Below are 18,185 nucleotides of genomic sequence, written 5' to 3' on the forward strand. Positions count from 1 at the left end.
AAACGCATGAAGCGTAACGTTGTACGCGTGCTGGCGGTCATGGCCGTCGTCGCCGCGGGATCGGCGGTGGTGTCCGCGCCGGCCGCCGCCAGCGACAGCCCTGGTGACATCTGCGTGACCAACCAGGCCACCTGGCTGCGCGACCAGCCCTGGGGCAACACCCTGCGCACCCTGAGCCCCGGGCGAGGCTTCCGCGTTCACTCGATCTACGGCGGCAGTGACATCCAGACCTGGTACTACGGCCACGGGGCCGAGGCGCCGGGGCAGGACGGCTGGATCCCGGCCGCCAACTGCAACTGGTAGACCGGAGCCGCTCCACCACCATGGCGCCGGCTCCGGCCGGCGCCATGCGGCTGCGGTCGACAGCCAGGCGCAGAGATCGCCGTGCGGGCTGGGTTCGCCGCGGTCGCTGCCGGAACCTCCCGGGGCACGCACCGCCGTCTCCGCCACCCGAGGCTGGTGCCTCGTCTCAGAACGTTGGTCGAGTGACCGTGGGCGCAACCGGCACTTCCGACCGAGATCCGGATTCGCGACGAATTCCAATGCTCCGCCCTGGTGTCCGTCGGCGGAGGATCCGCACGTGCCGCGCTGTCGAGCTGATGTCGCAGGCGACTCACCGCCGTCTGGTGCGCAGTGGCCCAGACGACGCCTGATGTCACAGACGACTCAGCTCGACAGCGTCGTCCGACCCTCCCGCCCGCGGAACGGCTCGGTGGCCACCACCGCCGCACGCAGCGCGGGCCAGCTCTCCATCGATGGACATCTTGACGAAGGCGCCGTCGTACCTGATAGTCGGGCGACCGAGCGGGTGATCGCGGTCAGGTCGACGCGGTGACCGACCTCGGCGACACGTACGGCATCAGCACCATCTGGGACCGGATCGGCACGGCCGGTTCATCCCCGGCGTCCCACGCTGCCGGCCGGCCACACCCCACCCACCGACGGAGAAACCGTGATCACGAGAAGAAGCCTGCTCGTCGCCGCCGGCGCCGCCGCAGCCGCCGCCGGGCCGCTGGCCCGCCCAGCCTCCGCCGCGCTGCCCCAGGTCGACATGGAGGCGCTCATCAAGGCCGCCCAGATCGACCCGCGCCGGGCGGACACCGCCATCACGACAGGCGCCAAGGACAGCGTCCTGCTGGTCGAGCGCGCCCTACAGGCCAGAGGACATCTGTCGGCCACCTACGTGGACGGGCACTTCGGCACCAGCACGATCGCCGCGTACGCGGCGTACCAACGGTCCCTCGGCTACACCGGCCTCGACGCGACCGGCCTGCCCGGGCCGTCGTCGCTACGGCTGCTGGGCGAGGGGCGCTACACAGTGGTCAAGGCGATCTCGCCCGGCACCGTGGTGACCCTGCGTGACGTACGCGTCAACACCCGCACCAGAGCCATGCTCTTCGAGGCCGAACGCCTGCTCGGGCGCCAACTCACCATCACGCAGGGGTCCTACAACACCGGCGTGGGCGCGTCGGCGGGCACCCACGACGGCGGTGGCGCCCTCGACCTCTCCGTGAACGGCCTGTCGTCGACCACCCGAATCGAGGTGCTGCGCCGTCTGCGCACGGTCGGGTTCGCCGCCTGGCTGCGTACGCCGTCCCAGGGCGACTGGCCGTACCACATCCACGCCATCGCGCTGGCGGACACCGACCAGTCGACCGGCGCGCAGCACCAGGCCGGCGACTACTACCTCGGCCTCAACGGCCTGGCGAACCGCGGCCCCGACGACGGTCCTGCGGTCAGCCCCAAGCGGACCTGGGAGGAATACCAGCGGACGCTCTGACAGTGGCGTACGGCGAGCCCTCATCGGCGCTGGCGCAGTTGTGCCGAGTGTCCCCACCCGATCAGGAGGAAAGTTGTCCATCCGTAACAGCCGCCTCGTACGCGGCGCCGTCGCTGTGCTCACCACGGCCCTCACGACCGCGATGGTCGGCCTCACCGGCGCCACCGCCGCCCAGGCCGCCGTGAACACCTCGCCGAGCTACCTGGTGGTCTACAACAACAACATCGAGAACTGGCTGCCAAGCTCCTGCGCCGACGGCCACATCTGGGACCGGCTGATCACCTACCTCAAGGGCCGGCCGCTGAGCCCGGACATCTTCACGGTGCAGCAGGTCTCGAACCAGACGCAGCTCGACACCCTGACCAGGCGCCTCTCCGACGAGCTGCCCGGCACCTACGCCGGACAGATCGCGATCGCGAACCCAGGCTCGATGGGCTATACCAGCACCTGCGGCAAGATGAAGAACCAGCAGACCAACGCGGTCATCTACCGCTCCGACCGGTTCACCTACGAGGCCGCCACCCGCTGGCGCTCCGACGCCCCCGCGAACTACGACGCGGGCACCGGCGGATGCCAGAACCTCGAACCCACCAGAAGCAGCCAGGACCGGGTCCACAACATCGGCATCCGGCTGCACGACAAGGTCGCCAACCAGGACGTCTCGGTAGCCTCGATCCACTGGCCCACCAACACCTGGCACGGCCCCAAGTGCGCGGACGAGAACATCAAGGAGGCCGACGAGGCGATGGGCCGCCTCGGCGGCGCCCTCAAGATCGTCGCGGGCGACGCCAACGCCGAGCCCGACGACGCGGGATGGTGGAACGACGGCAGGAGCTACGGCTACCGCGACCCGATCGCCGAGAAGTGCGGCAGCCGCAACTGCTCTTCGGCCTACGACACGCTGAACAGCCGGCGAATCGACTTCCTGCTGGTCAAGAGCGGCAACGGGTTCAGCAACGTCGCCACCGTCACCGAGTCCATGACCGGCGGGGCGTACTCCGACCACCGCGCCGTCACCGCGTACGTCAAGTACTGACCGCGTGGGGCGGCGGGGCCGACGGCACAGGCGCGGCGTCGTCCCGCGCCCGTGCCCGTGCCCTCGCCGCCCCAGCGTGGTGCGCAGCGACGCGCTGCACACCCGACTGCCGCGCGTCCGCGGAAACCCGTTGGCGGACCACGGCGAGCACCGCTACTCTGCCGACGGCCGTGCGAGCAAACGAGGAGGTGGTACCCGTGAATGCAGTATCGACATGGGTGCTCCCCTTCGGGGTCACGGTCGGGCGATAGGTCGTCCGGGAGCGCCGCTCACGAGCACTCCCGAAGGGCACGACCATGCGATTCACTGCCGAACAGCGCCTCGACGACGGCGTCCTCGAACGCCAGTTCACCCTCGGTGAGATCCCCGGCATCCTCTGGACGCCGGGCTCCGCCTCCGCACCGGTCCCGCTGATTCTGATGGGCCACCCCGGCGGGCTGCACAGGATGTACCCCCGCCTGGAGGCCCGGGCCCGGCACTGCGCGGCGGAGGGCTTCGCCGCAGCCACCCTCGAGCTCCCCTGGAGCGGTGACCGGCCCCGTTCCGCCGCCGCCGAGGAGGCCCGCGCCGACCTGCACCGGGCGCTGAAGGCCGGTGAGCCGGTCGACGACGAGCTCGTTGATCGGCTCGTCCTCCCGCTGGTCGAGAAGGCGGTCCCGGAATGGCGGGCCGCCCTGGACGCCCTCCTTCTGCTGCCCGGGATCGGCGGCCCGGTCGGGTACTCGGGAGGGGTGATCTCCATCGGCATCCGGCTGGCGGTGGTCGAGCCGCGCATCTCGGCCGCCCTCCTGTTCGCCGGGAGCTTCGTGCCCCGCACCATGTTCCAGGAGGCCCGCCAGGTCACCATTCCGCTGCAGGTCCTGCTGCAGTGGGACGACGAAGGAAACGACCGGCAACTGGCCCTGGACCTGTTCGACGCCTTCGGCGCCAGGGAGAAGACGCTGCACGCCAACATGGGCGGGCACACCGGCGTCCCGCACTTCGAGGGGGAGGCCGGGAACCGGTTCTTCGCCCGGCACCTGAAGTGAGGCCGCGCCGTCAGGCCGGCAGCAGACGATAGGAGCTGTCGCCCAGGATGCCGTCGAGGAGAGGCCCCGGCCCCTCCTCGACGGCGGTGGCCAGCAGGGGCAGAACCGCCCCGACCGCGGCGGTACCAGCCAACGGCGGTACCGCCCGTCGGGGCGGCGCGGGCCGCGATGCTGATTCCGCCACGGCACGGCGGCCGGCTCCCGAGCCGCGCGGGCCTCTCCGAGGCCCCCGGACGGATCAGGCAGGCACCGTCCCGTTGAGGTACGCGTTGATCTGGTCGATCTCCAGTGCGTTGAAGACCTCAGGCTGGGCGGCGGCCTGGTTCGAGTTGATGATGCGCTTGAACAGGTTGTAGTGCGCCATCGACCGTAGCCCGATGACGCGGTTGGGGGTGACCAGGTAACCGGTGCCGCCGGTGCTCCAGATGAGGTACATCAGTCCATCCTTAGTGACGATCTCAGGGGGAGTTCCGGGCGCCCCGGCGTACGGGGCACCCGTGAGAACCGACTCGGGGTTAATTCGCTGACCGTTCGGCTGGAAGATCTCAAGATGCAGGTGCGGGCCGGTGGAGTGGCCGGTGGATCCGACGTTGCCGATGTGCTGGCCGGCGGCGACCTGCACGCCCGTCCCGACTCTGGGAGCCTCCCGCATGTGCCCGTAGACACTCCGCCAACCGTCGGCGTGCGTGATGGTGGCGTTGTGGCCGAGGCCGCTCGCGCTGTACGACACGCCGGTCACGGTGCCCGCCGCGATCGCACGGATCGGATAGCCGAGGATCCCCGAGTAGCTGTAGTCCGTGCCGTTGTGCATCCGGGACACGCCGGTGATCGGATCCGTCCGCATCCCGTACGAGGACGTGATCGGCACCCATTTGTCGAATGGCCGGTTCCATCTCGGCGTCGCGCCGTACGCGGCCTCCGCGAGCCACGCCTCCGGAATGATGCCGGCTGCCAGCGTGGCGGTGACCAGGCCAAGCAGATGGCGGCGGCCGATGCCACGCGACTCCGCCCCGTCCCCCGGCAGTGTTTCGTCGAGTGTCCGCATTCGGCCCCTTGCTCGCGATGGATGACGACCGGAAACGATCCGCACCGAGGAGACCACCGGCTGCGGCTGCTGCCCACGGGGGATGGCCGCTGGTTCGGGACGGGCCGACCAACCCCTTCGGCGGCGAACCAGCGAGCCCGCATGCATCTGGGATCTTGGATATTAGGGTATCGGGCTCCACTGGTGTCAAGACTCGCTTTCCGCCCCGGTCGGTACGGTCCGGAACCGCGCCGGCCGCCTCAGCCGCGCCGGCACCCGTTCGAGGCCGGGACGTGGCAGGACGACTACCCGGGCGCCAGGGTCAGGCGGCTACGCACCTCCGGCGGGCTGTCGAGGCGTACCTCGTACAGCCGCCCCTCGGCGTGCGCCGGCGTCTGGTCCCCGTAGTGCGGCGAGAGGGGATGTCCCGAGCTGCCGTGGCGGAGCACGTCGCGGATGCGGGTGCCGCCGGAGGGGCCGAACTCGACGACGAAGCGCCACGGCGCGCCCTCGACCACCTGGCCGTCGCGGTCGGGATACATCAGACAGACGCTCTGCCCGCCGCCGCCCACCGGGGTCGGGGGCGATCCGTACAGCGAACGCAGCGTGTCCGACACCGCGGCCAGGGGATGCTGGTCCGCGATCCGGTTCGACCTGCCGTAGCGCCAGCCGGCGGGGTCGTCGCCGAATCTGTCGGCGAGTCGACGCGCCGCCTCGGTGAGGGCGTCGGCGGCGACGACCGGCAGTCCCTCCGTCTCGCCGAGCCGCCGGCGGGCGTCCGCGTCCATCACCAGGTGATCCACCTGGAGGGTCACGTCGGTCATGGCGTCGGCGACGGCCGCGCCGAGCCGACCGGTGATCCAGCGCTCGGTCAACACCCGGGTCAGCGCCCCGAAGACCAGAGGTGCGGCCTGACCGGCGTCGTCCCTGCCGTCCCAGGTGGCCAGCGACTGGTGGCCGAACACGGCCAGTGGCGACTCCGGTGGATTCTCGTCGAGCGCCTTCAGCAGGGTGGGCAGGATGCGCCGGGCCCGGCCGTTGCGCAGGTCCATCTGCCACGCGCCGAAGTCGTCCGGGCGGGCCGTCGGCGTCGCCGTCAGCAGTTCCTCGATCCGGTCGGCCCGGTACGGTCCGCCCCAGTCGCTGCCCAGGTGCGGGGCGACCCCGTCGGGCAGGATCTGGTGGTTGGCGCTGACCACGAAGCCCGCCGGCGGATCGACGACCTCCGGCAGCTCGTCGAACCCGAGCGTGGTGCTCCAGCGAGCGGCCACCTCGGCCGCGCCGGCCGGGGCGAGGCCCTCCCGACGGTCCCGGCGAGGCACGATTCCGGCCGTCCGCAGCGCGACCGTACCGTCCCGGGTCGCGACGACGAGGTTGAGCACGGGCACACCGAAGCCCCGCAGGGTTTCGCGGAACGCCGGGTAGTCGCGCGCCCGCCACATCCGCTGGCAGCTCTCGGCCTCGGTGGACGGGTGCAGACCACTCCAGTAGAGGGCCACCGGCTCCACTTCCGCGCCGCGCGGGCCCGGCAGGTCGACGTATCCCGTCCCGCCTGCGGCGGGCACGGGAATATCGGCCCCGCCGCGCACCCGGACGACGCTGGTCTGCGACCACCGTGGCTCTCCCGTCGCATCCGGCCGCTCCCCCACAGCCAGGTCCTGGGTGTCGATGGTGGAGTTCGTCACCCCCCACGCGAGATCCTGGTTGGCGCCGATCACCAGCCCGGGCACTCCCGGCACCGTCACCCCGTACGCGCGTTCGCCGTCGAGGTCCAGTCCCAGCTGGTACCAGAGGCTCGGCTGGGTGAACAGGATGTGCGGGTCGTTGGCCAGCGCGGCGAAGCCGGTGGCGGACCTGGCCGGGGACACCGCCCACGCGTTCGAACCGCTCCCCTGCCGGCCCGCGAAGAGGTCGCCGAGGTGGGCGGCGCCGGCCGCGGAGAGCAGCGGGGTGTCGCCGCGCCGTACCGCCGGCCCCGCCGGGGCGTCGCCTCTGATGGTGACGCTGCCGCCGGGCGGGTACTTCGGTGCCAGGAAGCTGCGGACGAGATCCGGTCGCTCCGCCAGCAGCCGGCCACGGAAGACCTCCTGCTGCAGGTTGCGGCCCAGGTGGAAGCCGAGCTGCTTGACGACGGCCAGCGAGTCGCCGACCGACCACGGGCCCGGCCGGTACCTCAGGAGGTGAAATTCGGGCGGGAGGTGCCCGCGGCGCCGCATCCGGCGTACCGCGGTGTCGACCCCGTGCGCGAAGGCCGCGAGGTTGGCGCAGGCAGTCGGTGGAAGCAGGGCCTCGCTCTGGCGGGCGGCCCGCTCGAAGGCGAGGGTACGGGCGAGGACGTCCGAACCGGCGGCACGAGCGCCGAACACCTCCGCCAGTCGCCCGGTCGCCCGCCGGCGCAGGACGTCCATCTGCCACAGCCGGTCGTACGCCATCGCGACCCCGACGCCCACGTAGAGATCACGCTCGTCGCCCGCGCGGATCCACGGGATGCCGCGTTCGTCGCGGTCGATGTCGACGGTCCCGTGCAGGGCCGCCACGGAGAGCACCCTGGTGCGCCGGAGCGCACGACTGCTCGGCCAGGCGGCCAGGCGCAGGATGCCCGCCGCGGCTCTCATGACGCCTTTTCGGTCTCCGCCGCCGGGAGGGTGTCATGGCGGCTCAGGTCGGGGATGCGCCGGCCGACCAGCAGGTAGAGCGCGACGCTCACCAACGCCAGGGAGCCGATGGCGAGGAACATGACCGGCCCGCCGAAGGACGCGAGGACGAGACTGCCGAGGAACGGTCCGGTGAACCCGCCGACCTGCGCGAAGGTCTGTGCGCCGAAGTAGGCTCCGCGCCGTTCCTCGGGCGCGATGCGGTCGACGAGCGCGAACTCCGACGGCACGATCAGGGTCTCGGCGACGGTGAACACCACCATCGCCACGATGTAGTGCCACATCTGCTCGGAGATCGCGAAGCCGGCCATCCCGACGAAGGTGAGGATCCCACCGAGGGTGATGGCGTTCAGCGGGTTGTAGCGCTGCACGTAGCCGGCGGCGAAGAGCTGGAGAACGATCACCGCCACCGCGTTGGTGGTCATGACCGCGGCGAGCACCCGGGCGCTGTCGGCGAAGTCGATGACGAAGTTCTGGGCGAGCAGCACCGAGATCCTGCTGTGCACCGTCTCCAACAGGATGGCGCCGATGAGCAGGAGGAGCAGGCGGCGGTCCGACATCACCGCCCGGGCCGACTCGCCCAGTCCCCGGACGATGGCGCCCGTGCTGCGGCCGAGCGTCGTCAGCCCGCCGTCCCCCGTGGACGGTCGTGGCAGTTGCCGCGTGGCCGCCCAGAGGACGGCGAGGTAGACCAGGTACACGACGGCGGCGGCAGGGAAGGATATCCGGGCGCCGGTGAACCCGAGGGCCACGCCGATCAGCGGACCGACGGCGTAGCCGGCGTTGATCGCGAGGTACTGGTAGGAGAACCACTTCACCCGCAGCGCGACGGGGAGCAGGTCGCTGATGAGTACCTTCGCGACCGGGCTGAAGGCACTGGTGGCGAACGCCATGGACGCGTTGAAGACGAACGCCGTCACGGCGTCTCGCGCGAAGTAGAACCCGACGAAGCTGCCGATCACCACCAGCAGGCAGGAGAGCAGGACCCGGCGGCGTCCCACGATGTCGGAGAGCGCGCCGCCGAGGAACCCACCGGAGATGCCGAACAGGACGGAGGAGCCGATGACCAGGCCGACCGTCGAGACGGAGAGGCCGAGTTCGTTGCGGAGGTAGATGGCGAGGAAGGGAATCGTCACGCCGTTGGCCAGGCTCATCACGCCGGAACCGCCGACGAGGATCCTGGCCAGTCGCGGTGGGCGGAACGCTGCGCTCGCAGCCGGTTCCCGGGTCAACTCGGGTGTCCTTCCGTCTTGTCCTGCTGGTGCTGGAATTCGATCATTGTCTCGGCGACGGTCGCCGCGTCGGGGTCCCGCAGCATGCCCTCGTGGCTGGTGGCCACCGCCGTCTCGGTCAGGTTCGGCAGCACCAGGTGCCAGCCCCCGGTGTGCCCGTCGTCGTCGGTGGATCTCTCCAGGCCCGCCACCAGCAGCAGTGCGGGCACGGCCAGCGCAGGCGCGGGCTCCGCCATGATCCGTCCCATCGTCCGGTAGTCCTCGAAGGCGTGGGCGAGCCCGCCGATCGTGGCAGCCAGCGCGGGTGCCGCGGTGGAGGCGGCCCACCGCAGCAGTTCCGTGTCGGCCATCCCGGCGGCGGACTGCGGGGAGAGTTCGCGCCACCGGCGGGTGTGCTCGGGAAAGGCGAGGGCGACGTCGGTGAGAAAATCGACCAGCCGGGTCCGCTGGTCGTCGGAGAGGCGCTGGCGCAGGTGTTGCGGGCTCGGTGCGTCGAGCAGGGTGATGCTCCGCACCCGGCGGCCGGCCGCCCGTACGGCGTGGGCGAGGTGCAGCGCCATCGCCCCACCCAGGGAGTGTCCGACGAGGTGGACCCCGGGATCGACGACGGGCAGCAGCTCGGCCAGGCACGCCTGCGCGGCAGCGGCGGCGGACGGCGTGCCGTCCTGCGACCGGAGGAGGTCGCGGGTGTGCAGGGCGTGGAACGGGCGGCCCCGGACGTGCGTCGACAGCCGCGCCATCGAGGCGGCGATCCCGAAGACGCCGGGCAGCGCCACCACGGGCGCCCGGCCCGTTGCGGAATCCCCCAGCGGCAACAGGTCGACCGGGCGGCGGGACGCCGCACCCGGTCCGGCCTGCCGGGCCCGGCGGACCGCGCCCGCCACCGCCCGCACCGTCGGCGCCCTCAGGAAGTCGCGCAGCGGGACGACGACACCGAACTGCCGGCGTACGGCGGCCAGCAGGCGGGTCGCCAGCAGGGAGTTCCCGCCCTGCCGGAAGAAGTCGGTGTCCGGTTCGACCTCGGTGCCGGGCAGCAGCTCGGCCAGGACCGCCAGCAGGGACCGCGTGACGTCGTCGACGCCCGAAGGCACGTGTGGCGTCAGGACGGGGCCGGGATCGGGCAGGGCTGCCCGGTCGAGTTTGCCGTTGGCGGTTCGCGGCAGCGCGTCGACGGGAATGAACGCGGACGGAACGGCGTACCCCGGAAGCCGGTCCTCCAGCCGGGAGCGCAGCTGCGCCGGGCCGGCGTCACCGACGACGTACGCCACCAGCCGCGTTCCCGCGCCGGGTGCGGTGTGCGGCACCACCGCGGCCTGCCGCACGCCGGGCAGGGCGAGCAGGGCGGCGTGCACCTCCCCCAGCTCCAGGCGGTAGCCGCGGATCTTGACCTGGTCGTCGTTGCGCCCGTGGTACTCGTACTCGCCGGAGGGCGTCCGCCGGGCGAGGTCCCCGGAGCGGTATCCGCGTACGGGCCGGCCCTGCGCGTCGGTGACGGTGACGAACCGCTGCGCGGTGAGTTCCGGCTGCCCCAGGTAGCCGAGGGCCACGCCCGCGCCCGTGACGATGATCTGCCCGGTCTGACCGTCGGCGACCGGCTGGTCGTCGGTGTCCCACAGCAGGAAGTCGAGGTCGGGAAGTGGCGCGCCGATCAGGCTTGTCGTGCCGGCGAGGTCGGAGGCGAGGATCCGGCGGTACGAGGCGTGGACGGTGGTCTCGGTGATCCCGTACATGTTGACCAGTTCGGGCGCGGCGTCGCCGTACTTGGCGACCCACGGCCGCAGGTCCGCGAACCGGAGCGCCTCACCGCCGAAGACCACCCACCGCAGCGGCAGCCGGTCGTCGTACTCGTCCTCCTGGGCCGCCAGCGCACCGAAGGCGGTGGGCGTCTGGCTGAGCATCGTGACCCGCTCCGCCCGCAGCAGGCGCCGCAGGGCGACCGGGTCCCGCACGACCTCGCCAGCGACGACGACCACACACCCGCCGGTGAGCAGCGCCCCCCACATCTCCCACACCGAGAAGTCGAAGGCGAACGAGTGGGCCATGGTCCACACGTCTGCGGGCCCGAACCCGAACAGTGGCTGCGTGGTGCCGATCAGGCGCAGGACGTTGGCGTGGGAGACCTCGATGCCCTTGGGACGGCCGGTCGTGCCCGAGGTGTGGATGACGTACGCCCGGTCGGTGGGCGCGATCGGGCGGGCCGGCGCGGCGGGCGGATCCGGCCGCTCCCCGCCGCCGTCCGGCGCGTCGATCAGGACGGCCGCGGCCGTCGCGGGCAGGGAGCCGGCCAGCGTACCCGTGGTGATCACGAGGGACGGCGCGGCGTCACCGACGATCGTGCCGGTACGGGCGGCGGGCGCCTCCGGGTCGAGCGGCAGGTACGCGGCACCCGTGCGGAGCACCGCCAGCGCCGCCACGATCATCCGCGCCGAACGCGGCAGCAGCACGCCGACCGGCCGGCCGGGCGGCGCGACGGTCGCGATCCGGCCGGCCAGGGCCCGCGAGGCGGTGGCCAGCTCCCGGTACGTCAGGGCCTGCCGGTCGCAGCGGACGGCGACCCGGTCGGGGTGCCGTCCGGCGACCTCGTCGAAGGCGGCGACGAGGTTGTCGGCGGTGACCGGTGCGCTGGCGGCCGGGCCGACCTCCGGTGTGGACACCTCGCGGCGTCCGGCGAGCCGCCGACGCAGCCGTAGCGCGCGATCGGTCGACGTCATGCGCATCTCTCCCCAGGTCTCGTCGCGCCGGTCCTCACAGGGCGAGCACCAGCGGGACGATCAGCCCTGCCGCTTCGACCCGCGACACGTACGCGCCCCAGTGCGGGGAGTCGATGAGCGTCGCCGTCGCGCGGTGGTCGATCTCCAGGGACTGGCCGCTCACCTCCCGCCAGATCTCCCCGAGCGCCCCGCGGTCCTCGTCGTCGACGAGCGTCGCCTCCTCCACCGCCCGGTCCGGGCTGTCCAGGAAGAACCTCAGCAGCCGGTCGGCCGCGCCGGCCAGCCGGTCGACGGCCTCCGGGGTGAACAGCGACCGGTCGTACTCGATGGTCAGCCCGATCCGGTCCTCGTCGGTGAAGTGCAGCAACAGGTCGAAGCGACTCGTCTGCGCGCCCAGTGGGGTCACGCCCGTGTCCAGGCCCGGCAGCGCGGCGACACCGTGCATCGACCGGGCGACGGAGACCACGACCTGGACCAGGGGGTTGACCCCGGGTCGGCGGGGTGCTCCCACGAGGTCCACGATCTTCTGCAACGGCAGGCTCTGGTGGTCCAGGGCGTTCAGGGCGCTGTCCCGGACCGATGCGACGACGGCCCGCGCGCTGTGCTCCGGGTCGACCTGGTAGCGGAACGGCACGGTGTTGGCGAAGAAGCCGACGAGGTCCCTCGTCTCCGTCGGGTGCCGACCGGCGACGGCCGCGCCGATCACCACGTCCGACTGCTGGGCGAGCTTGGCCATCAGCACCGCGCTGACGGCGTGCACGACCATGAAGAGGGTGACGTTGTGCTGCTGCGCGAACGCCCGCACCTCGGCGGAGAAGGTCTCGTCCCACTCCCGGCGGCGCCGGCCCGCGGTCCGCGTACGGTCTCCGGTCCGCTCCAGGTCGGTCGCGAGGGCGAGTTCCCCGTCGTAGCCCTTCAGGTAGGACCGCCAGAAGTCGCCGTCGCGTCGGGCCGGCGCCGATTCGAGGTAGTCCTGCTGCCAGCGGGAGTAGTCGCCGTACTGGATCGGCAGCGGGGGCAGGTCCGCCTCCCGTCCCGCCCGGTGGGCCGCGTACGACTCCGCGATCTCCCGCAGGATCAGCTCGTTGGACCAGCCGTCGGTGACCACGTGGTGGCTCGTCCATTCGAGCACGTGCTCCCGGTCGGCGAAGCGGTACAGGGTGGCCCGGGTCAGCACGCCGCCGAGGTCGATGCGCCGCGTCGCCCGCTGCCGGACGTACTCCAGCATCGCCTCGCTGTCCCCCTCCGCGATCACCGCGTCGGTGGCCTCCCGGACCCGCAGGTGCGGCTTCGCGTCGGGATCCACGACCAGCAACGGCACCCCGTCGCGTTCGACGATCCGGCTGGACAACACCTCGTGCCGCGCGACGAGCCGGTCGACGGCCGCCCGCAGCGCCGTCACGTCGAGGTCACCACGCAGATGCAGGAGGTACCCGTCGGTGTAGGCGCCGTCGGAGTCGATCTGGTCGAGGTACCAGAGACTCGACTGCGCCATGGACAGCGGGAACTCCCGCAGGCCGGCGGGCCTCGCCGGGACCGGCACCTCCGACTCCCGGTCGTCGGTCAGCGCCGCCTCGACCCGGGCCGCGAAACCTCGCAGCGTCGGGTTCTCGAACAGCTCCCGGATCGGCAGGCGGACCCCGAGGCGGTCCCCCAGCCGGGCGAGGACCTGCGTCGCGTGCAGGGAGTGCCCGCCCAGGTCGAAGAAGCTGACCTGCGGCCCGGGCCGGCGACCGGAGAGCACGGAGGCCCAGATCTCGGCGACGGCCTCCTCCGTCGGGGTCATCGGAGCGGAACTCTCCCCGGTCGGTTCGTCGACCGGGGACAGGGCCGTCGCCGCCAGCGCGCGGGTGTCGACCTTGCCGTGGCTCGTCCGCGGCAACTGGTCGATGCGGACGAGGAAGTCCGGGATGGCGTTGCGGGGCAGGACCTGGCTGAGCCCGGAGCGCACCTCCTCGGGCCGCAGGTCCCGGCGGACCAGGGAACCCTCGGTCGCACCGTCGGCGCCGCCGGAGACCACCTCCGGTACGAAGAACCCGGCGAGTTGCTTGCCGCCGTCGGCGGACTGCCGGACGATCACCACGCTCTCCTGGACGCCCTCGACGCCGGCGAGGGCCCGACTGACCTCGTCCAGTTCGACCCGGTTCCCTCTGATCTTGAGCTGGTTGTCGATCCGGCCGAGGAACTCGACCGAGCCGTCCGCCAGCCGGCGGCCACGGTCGCCGGTGCGGTACATGACGCCGTCCCCGTCGCCGGCGAAGGGGTCGTCGACGAAGACCGCGGCGGTCCGGTCGAGGTCGTTGACGTAGCCGCCGCCGACGCAGACGCCGCCGGCGTAGAGCTCGCCCGGCGTGCCAATGGGCACCGGCTCCCGGGCGCCGTCCAGCACGTACAGGGCGGTGTTGCGCGCGGGCCGGCCGAGGGGGACGGAGGCGTCCCGCTCGTCGACGTCCGCCGCGACGAGGTGGTGCAGGACGTCGTCGGACGTCTCGGTCGCCCCCCACATGTTCAGCAGCCCCACCCCGGGCAGCAGCCGGCGGAACGTGTTGGCGGACTGCGGGGTGAGCGTCTCCGCCTGCGAGGCGACCCAGCGCAGGCGGAACGGGGGAAACGCGTCGACGCCGTAGAACGCGAGTTCGGCGCACATGATGTTGAGCACGGAGGGCGTCACCTCCAGCACCGTGATCCCGTCCTCGGCCACGGCCCGCAGCAGCGACGCCGCGTCCTGACCGATCTCGTCCGGGTAGATCACGGTCGTGGCGCCGACGGCGAGTGGCGCGAGGAGCTGCCAGACGGAGATGTCGAAGGTGGCGGCGGCGTCCTGGGCCAGCCGGTCGCCGGGCCGCAGGTCCAGTTGCTGGATTTTGGCGTCGATGTGGTTGAGCATGCCGTCGTGCCGGATCAGGGCGCCCTTGGGATCGCCCGTGGATCCCGAGGTGAAGAGGACGTACGCGCTGTCCCGGCCGCCCGGTGCGGGGCCGAGCGCGACCGGCGTACCGGCGGCGACGATGACCTCCGCCAGATCGACCAGCTCGACCTCACCGACCGCGGCCAACGCGGCGCGGTGCGTCTCGTCGCACACCACCAGCCTCGCCTCCGCCCGCCCGACCATGCGGGCGACGCGTGCGGCCGGGCCCTGCGGCAGCGGCAGGTACACCGCGCCGAGGCGGAGGATGGCGAGGGTGACGACGAGGTAGTCGATGTTCCGGCCGCTGGCCAGGCCGACCACGGTGCCGTGGCCCACCTGCCGGTCGCGCAGCCATCCGGCCACCCGCTCGACGTGCGCGGCGAGCTCCCGGTAGGTGATCTCGCGGCCGTGGCAGACGGCGGCCACCTCGTCGGGGAACGTCTCCACCGAACGGGCCATCCGTTCGAGGAAGCCCGTGGCCGTCGCCGGCTCGACCGGCCCGCGGGAGATCTCCACCAAGGCCCGGTACCGCTGCTCACCGAGCAGCGCGACCTGCGTCGGCTCGTCGTCGGGCTGGTCGACGACGCTGGTCAGCGCCCGCAGGAAGACGTCCGCCACCTCGTGGAGCTGCTCCTCCGAGATCCGCTCCATGTTCGCTTCGAGGTCGAGCGTGAGCAGTCGACTGAACGGGTCCTTGTTGAACTCGGCCCGCAGGGTGAAGTTCGTCTGGATGTAGCCGAAGCCGTCGACCACCTCGATGCCCGTGGCGTGGGCGAGCCGTTCGTAGCCGTGGAAGTGGGTGTAGTTGAACATGATGTCGGTCAGCTCGGGCACGCCGGCGAGACGGAGCATCTCGGCGTGCGGGAAGCGCCGCACCGGCAGCAGCTCCCGCTCCTTGTCGCTGGTCGCCGCGATCAGGTCGCGCCAGGTGCGACCCCGCGGCCGGAACCGGAAGGGTACGAGGTTGAGGTGCAGGCCGATGACCTCGGTGCCGCCCTCCTCCTCGATCCGCCCGTTGGCGGCGACGCCCAGCACGACGTCGTCGCGTCCGGTGAGCGCCATCACCACCCGCGAGTGGACGGCCATCACCACGTGTTTGACCGACACCCCGCAGGCGGCGGCGAGCTGGTGCAGGCGGTCGGAGAGTTCCGCCGGGAGGTCCACGCTGAGGAAGCCCATCCGCCCCTCGTGGACGGCGCCGGAGCCCCGGGCTAGACGGGGCAGCAGGCTCGGCTCGACCTCGGCCAGCTCCTGCCGCCAGAACTCCCGGACCGCCTCGTCGCGGAGCACGGCCTGTTCCTTCGCGATGAAGTCGGCGTACCGGCGGACGGGCAGGGCACGGTCGGGCGACGCGATGCCCTGCAGGTCCTGCCAGTAGTCGACGAGGATCTCCGCGAGCAGTGACGTCTCGCTCCAGCCGTCGAACATCGTGTCGTGGAAGCTCATGGAGAACATGAACTCGTCCGGGCCGAGCAGGTGCGCCGTGAACCGGACCAGTGGCGGCTGCGCCCAGTCGTACGGGTTGCTCATCTCCCGGCGTCGCCAGGCCTCGAACTCGGCCAGCTGCCGGTCCTCGTCGAACCGGCTCAGGTCCGCCACGTTCAGCGGGGTCCGGGCCCGCGCGTGGACGACCTGGAGCGGTTGCGAGAACCCGGACAGGTGGAACGACGTCCGCAGGATCTCGTGGCGCTCGGTCACCCGCGCGAGCGCGCGGCTCATGGCGTCGTGGTCGAACCTGGCGCGCAACCGGAACATGAAGATGTCGCAGTACATGTTGACGCCCTCGGCGTACGCGCTGTGGAACAGCACGCCGGCCTGGAGGGTGGCCAACGGGTAGGCGTCGACCGCGTCGGCCGGCAGGTGCGCCAGGTCCGCCGGGTCGACGAGGCTGAACGGCTCGACCGGCGGGTCCACCGTCTCGTCCGTGGTGACGGCGTACGAGGCCAGCGCACGGGGCGTCTTCAGCTCGTAGATGTCGGCCAGGTCCAGCGTCATCCCGCGGTTCGCCGCCGCCGCACGCAGCTGCACCGCGACGATGGAGTCCCCACCGATGCCGAAGAAGGAGTCGTCGGGTCCCACCCCCTCGACGCCGAGCACCTCCTCGAACAGCGCGCAGATCGCCCGCTCCACCGTCGCCGACGAGGCGTCGGCGACCGCCTCCGTGGCCATCGGCGCCCGGAGTTGGTTGGCCGGGGTCGGTGCGGGCAGGAGCGCGAAGTCGACCTTCCCGTTGGCGTTCACGGGGATCTCCGGCACCGGGACGACGAATGCCGGGAGCATGTACGACGGCAGGCTCGCCCGCAGCAGTTCCGGGATCTCGCCCAGCTCGCAGCCAGGGTCGTGGGTCACGTACGCGACGATCTGCGTCCGGTCGTTGCCGGCGCCCGAGGCCGGCTGACCGGCCCGGACGAGACTGCGGACCGGGGAGATCCCCCCGGACACCGCCTCCTGTTTCACCACCGGATTGCGCTGCGGCCGCGCCCGGCGGACGGTCACCGCGACCTGTCCGACGCCGGGCACCGCGGTCAGCGCCGCGTGGATCTCCCCGAGCTCGACCCGGTGCCCACGGATCTTGACCTGGTCGTCGGCCCGCCCCAGGTACTCGTACTCCCCGGCGGGAGTCAGCCGCGCGAGGTCACCGGACCGGTATCCCCGCACGGGTCTGCCGTCGACGGTCAGGTCGAGGAACCGCTCAGCGGTCGCTCCGGGCTGGCCCAGGTATCCGATCGCCACCCCCGGTCCGGTCACGACGATCTCGCCGGTCTGGCCCGGGGCCACCGGCCGGCCCTGCTCGTCTGAGAGCAGGAAGTCGAGGTCCGCCAGCGGACGACCGATGAGGCTGGCCGTGTTCGTGAGGTCGGCCGCCAGGACCCTGCGGTACGAGGAGTGGACCGTCGTCTCCGTGATGCCGTACATGTTGACCAGTTGCGGTTGCTGGTCGCCGTACCTGTCCACCCAGGGCCGGAGGTCACCGAAGCGCAGCGCCTCGCCGCCGAAGACCACCCACTTCAGCGGCAGCCTGTCGGGGTGGGAGACCTCGTGCGCCACCAGACTGTTGAAGGCGGTCGGGGTCTGGCTGAGCATCGTCACCTGTTCGTCGGCGAGCAACGCCCGGAAGGCCACGGGGTCCCGTGCGACGTCCTGTCCCACGACGACCAGCCGGCCGCCGGACAGCAGCGCCCCCCACATCTCCCAGACGGAGAAGTCGAAGGCGAACGAGTGGAACATCGTCCAGACGTCCCCGGCGCCGAAGCCGAACTGCGGCCGGGTGGCCCGGATCAGGCGCAGCACGTTGCCGTGGCTGACCTCCACGCCCTTCGGCCGCCCGGTGGTGCCCGACGTGTAGATCACGTAGGCGCGGGTGTCCCACGCCGCGGGGCACCGCCCGCCGGTGTCGTCGCCGCGGTCCTCCGCGACGTTCTGCGGCCCCAGCACCGGGGTGTCCGGCGGCAGCAGCTGCGCCAGCCCGGGAGTCGTCACCACCACCGAGGGCGTCGCGTCCGCCACGATCATTCTCAGCCGGGCGGCGGGGGTGGACGGATCGACCGGCACGTACGCCGCGCCCACCCGCAGCACGGCCAGGCTCGCGACCACCATGTCCACCGAACGCGGCAGGAGCAGCAGCACCGGACGCGACGGGTCGTCGACCCGCGCCCTGATCGCCGCGGCGAGCGCCGTCGAGCGGGCGGCCACCTCGGCGTACGACATCCGCCGGTCCCCGCAGCACACCGCGATGCTGTCCGGGTGAGCGCGGACGACCTCGTCGAACGACTCCACCAGATTGCCGACGGCACCATCGGAAGCAGTCATCA

10 protein-coding genes are annotated in these 18,185 nt (G+C 72.0%); 4 read left to right on the forward strand and 6 right to left on the reverse strand.

Going from position 1 to position 18,185, the window contains the following annotated elements; all coding sequences use genetic code 11:
• The first annotated feature begins 6 nt into the window (after nt 1-6).
• From AC0OO9_RS03650 to AC0OO9_RS03665, 4 genes are all read left to right on the forward strand, one after another.
• A complete protein-coding gene (locus AC0OO9_RS03650) occupies nt 7-303 on the forward strand; it encodes a hypothetical protein (protein WP_484515562.1) in 297 nt (98 codons plus the stop codon).
• A gap of 649 nt (nt 304-952) precedes the next feature.
• On the forward strand, nt 953-1,780 hold the full coding sequence (locus AC0OO9_RS03655; RefSeq protein ID WP_484515564.1) for a peptidoglycan-binding domain-containing protein: 828 nt from the start codon (nt 953-955) through the stop codon (nt 1,778-1,780).
• Nucleotides 1,781-1,853: 73 nt separating this feature from the next.
• Complete coding sequence (locus tag AC0OO9_RS03660) at nt 1,854-2,816, forward strand: exonuclease/endonuclease/phosphatase family protein (protein WP_484515566.1); 963 nt, start codon at nt 1,854-1,856, stop codon at nt 2,814-2,816.
• Between the two features lie 296 nt (nt 2,817-3,112).
• Nucleotides 3,113-3,844 carry an alpha/beta hydrolase gene (locus AC0OO9_RS03665; protein WP_484515568.1) on the forward strand — a complete coding sequence of 244 codons (732 nt, stop codon included), beginning with the start codon at nt 3,113-3,115 and terminating at the stop codon, nt 3,842-3,844.
• 10 nt (nt 3,845-3,854) lie between these two features.
• Here the strand turns inward: AC0OO9_RS03665 and AC0OO9_RS03670 are convergent, their stop codons facing one another.
• The 6 genes from AC0OO9_RS03670 to AC0OO9_RS03695 all read right to left on the reverse strand — a co-directional run bounded on the left by AC0OO9_RS03670 (nt 3,855) and on the right by AC0OO9_RS03695 (nt 18,183).
• On the reverse strand, nt 3,855-3,977 hold the full coding sequence (locus tag AC0OO9_RS03670) for a hypothetical protein (RefSeq protein ID WP_484515570.1): 123 nt from the start codon (nt 3,975-3,977) through the stop codon (nt 3,855-3,857).
• A 105-nt stretch (nt 3,978-4,082) separates the two neighbouring features.
• Complete coding sequence (locus AC0OO9_RS03675) at nt 4,083-4,889, reverse strand: M23 family metallopeptidase (protein WP_484515572.1); 807 nt, start codon at nt 4,887-4,889, stop codon at nt 4,083-4,085.
• A gap of 284 nt (nt 4,890-5,173) precedes the next feature.
• Entirely contained in the window at nt 5,174-7,483 is a 2,310-nt protein-coding gene (locus AC0OO9_RS03680; RefSeq protein WP_484515573.1) for a penicillin acylase family protein, read from the reverse strand.
• Entirely contained in the window at nt 7,480-8,754 is a 1,275-nt protein-coding gene (locus tag AC0OO9_RS03685; protein ID WP_484515575.1) for an MFS transporter, read from the reverse strand. The genes AC0OO9_RS03680 and AC0OO9_RS03685 overlap by 4 nt, the downstream gene beginning before the upstream one ends.
• Nucleotides 8,751-11,465, reverse strand: coding sequence for an amino acid adenylation domain-containing protein (locus AC0OO9_RS03690; protein WP_484515577.1), 2,715 nt, complete (start codon nt 11,463-11,465; stop codon nt 8,751-8,753). Before AC0OO9_RS03690 ends, AC0OO9_RS03685 begins: the two co-directional genes overlap by 4 nt.
• A gap of 34 nt (nt 11,466-11,499) precedes the next feature.
• Nucleotides 11,500-18,183, reverse strand: coding sequence for an amino acid adenylation domain-containing protein (locus tag AC0OO9_RS03695; protein ID WP_484515579.1), 6,684 nt, complete (start codon nt 18,181-18,183; stop codon nt 11,500-11,502).
• Nucleotides 18,184-18,185 lie beyond the last annotated feature (2 nt).

The sequence above is a fragment of the Micromonospora sp. USAFONa4 genome (assembly GCF_057197825.1).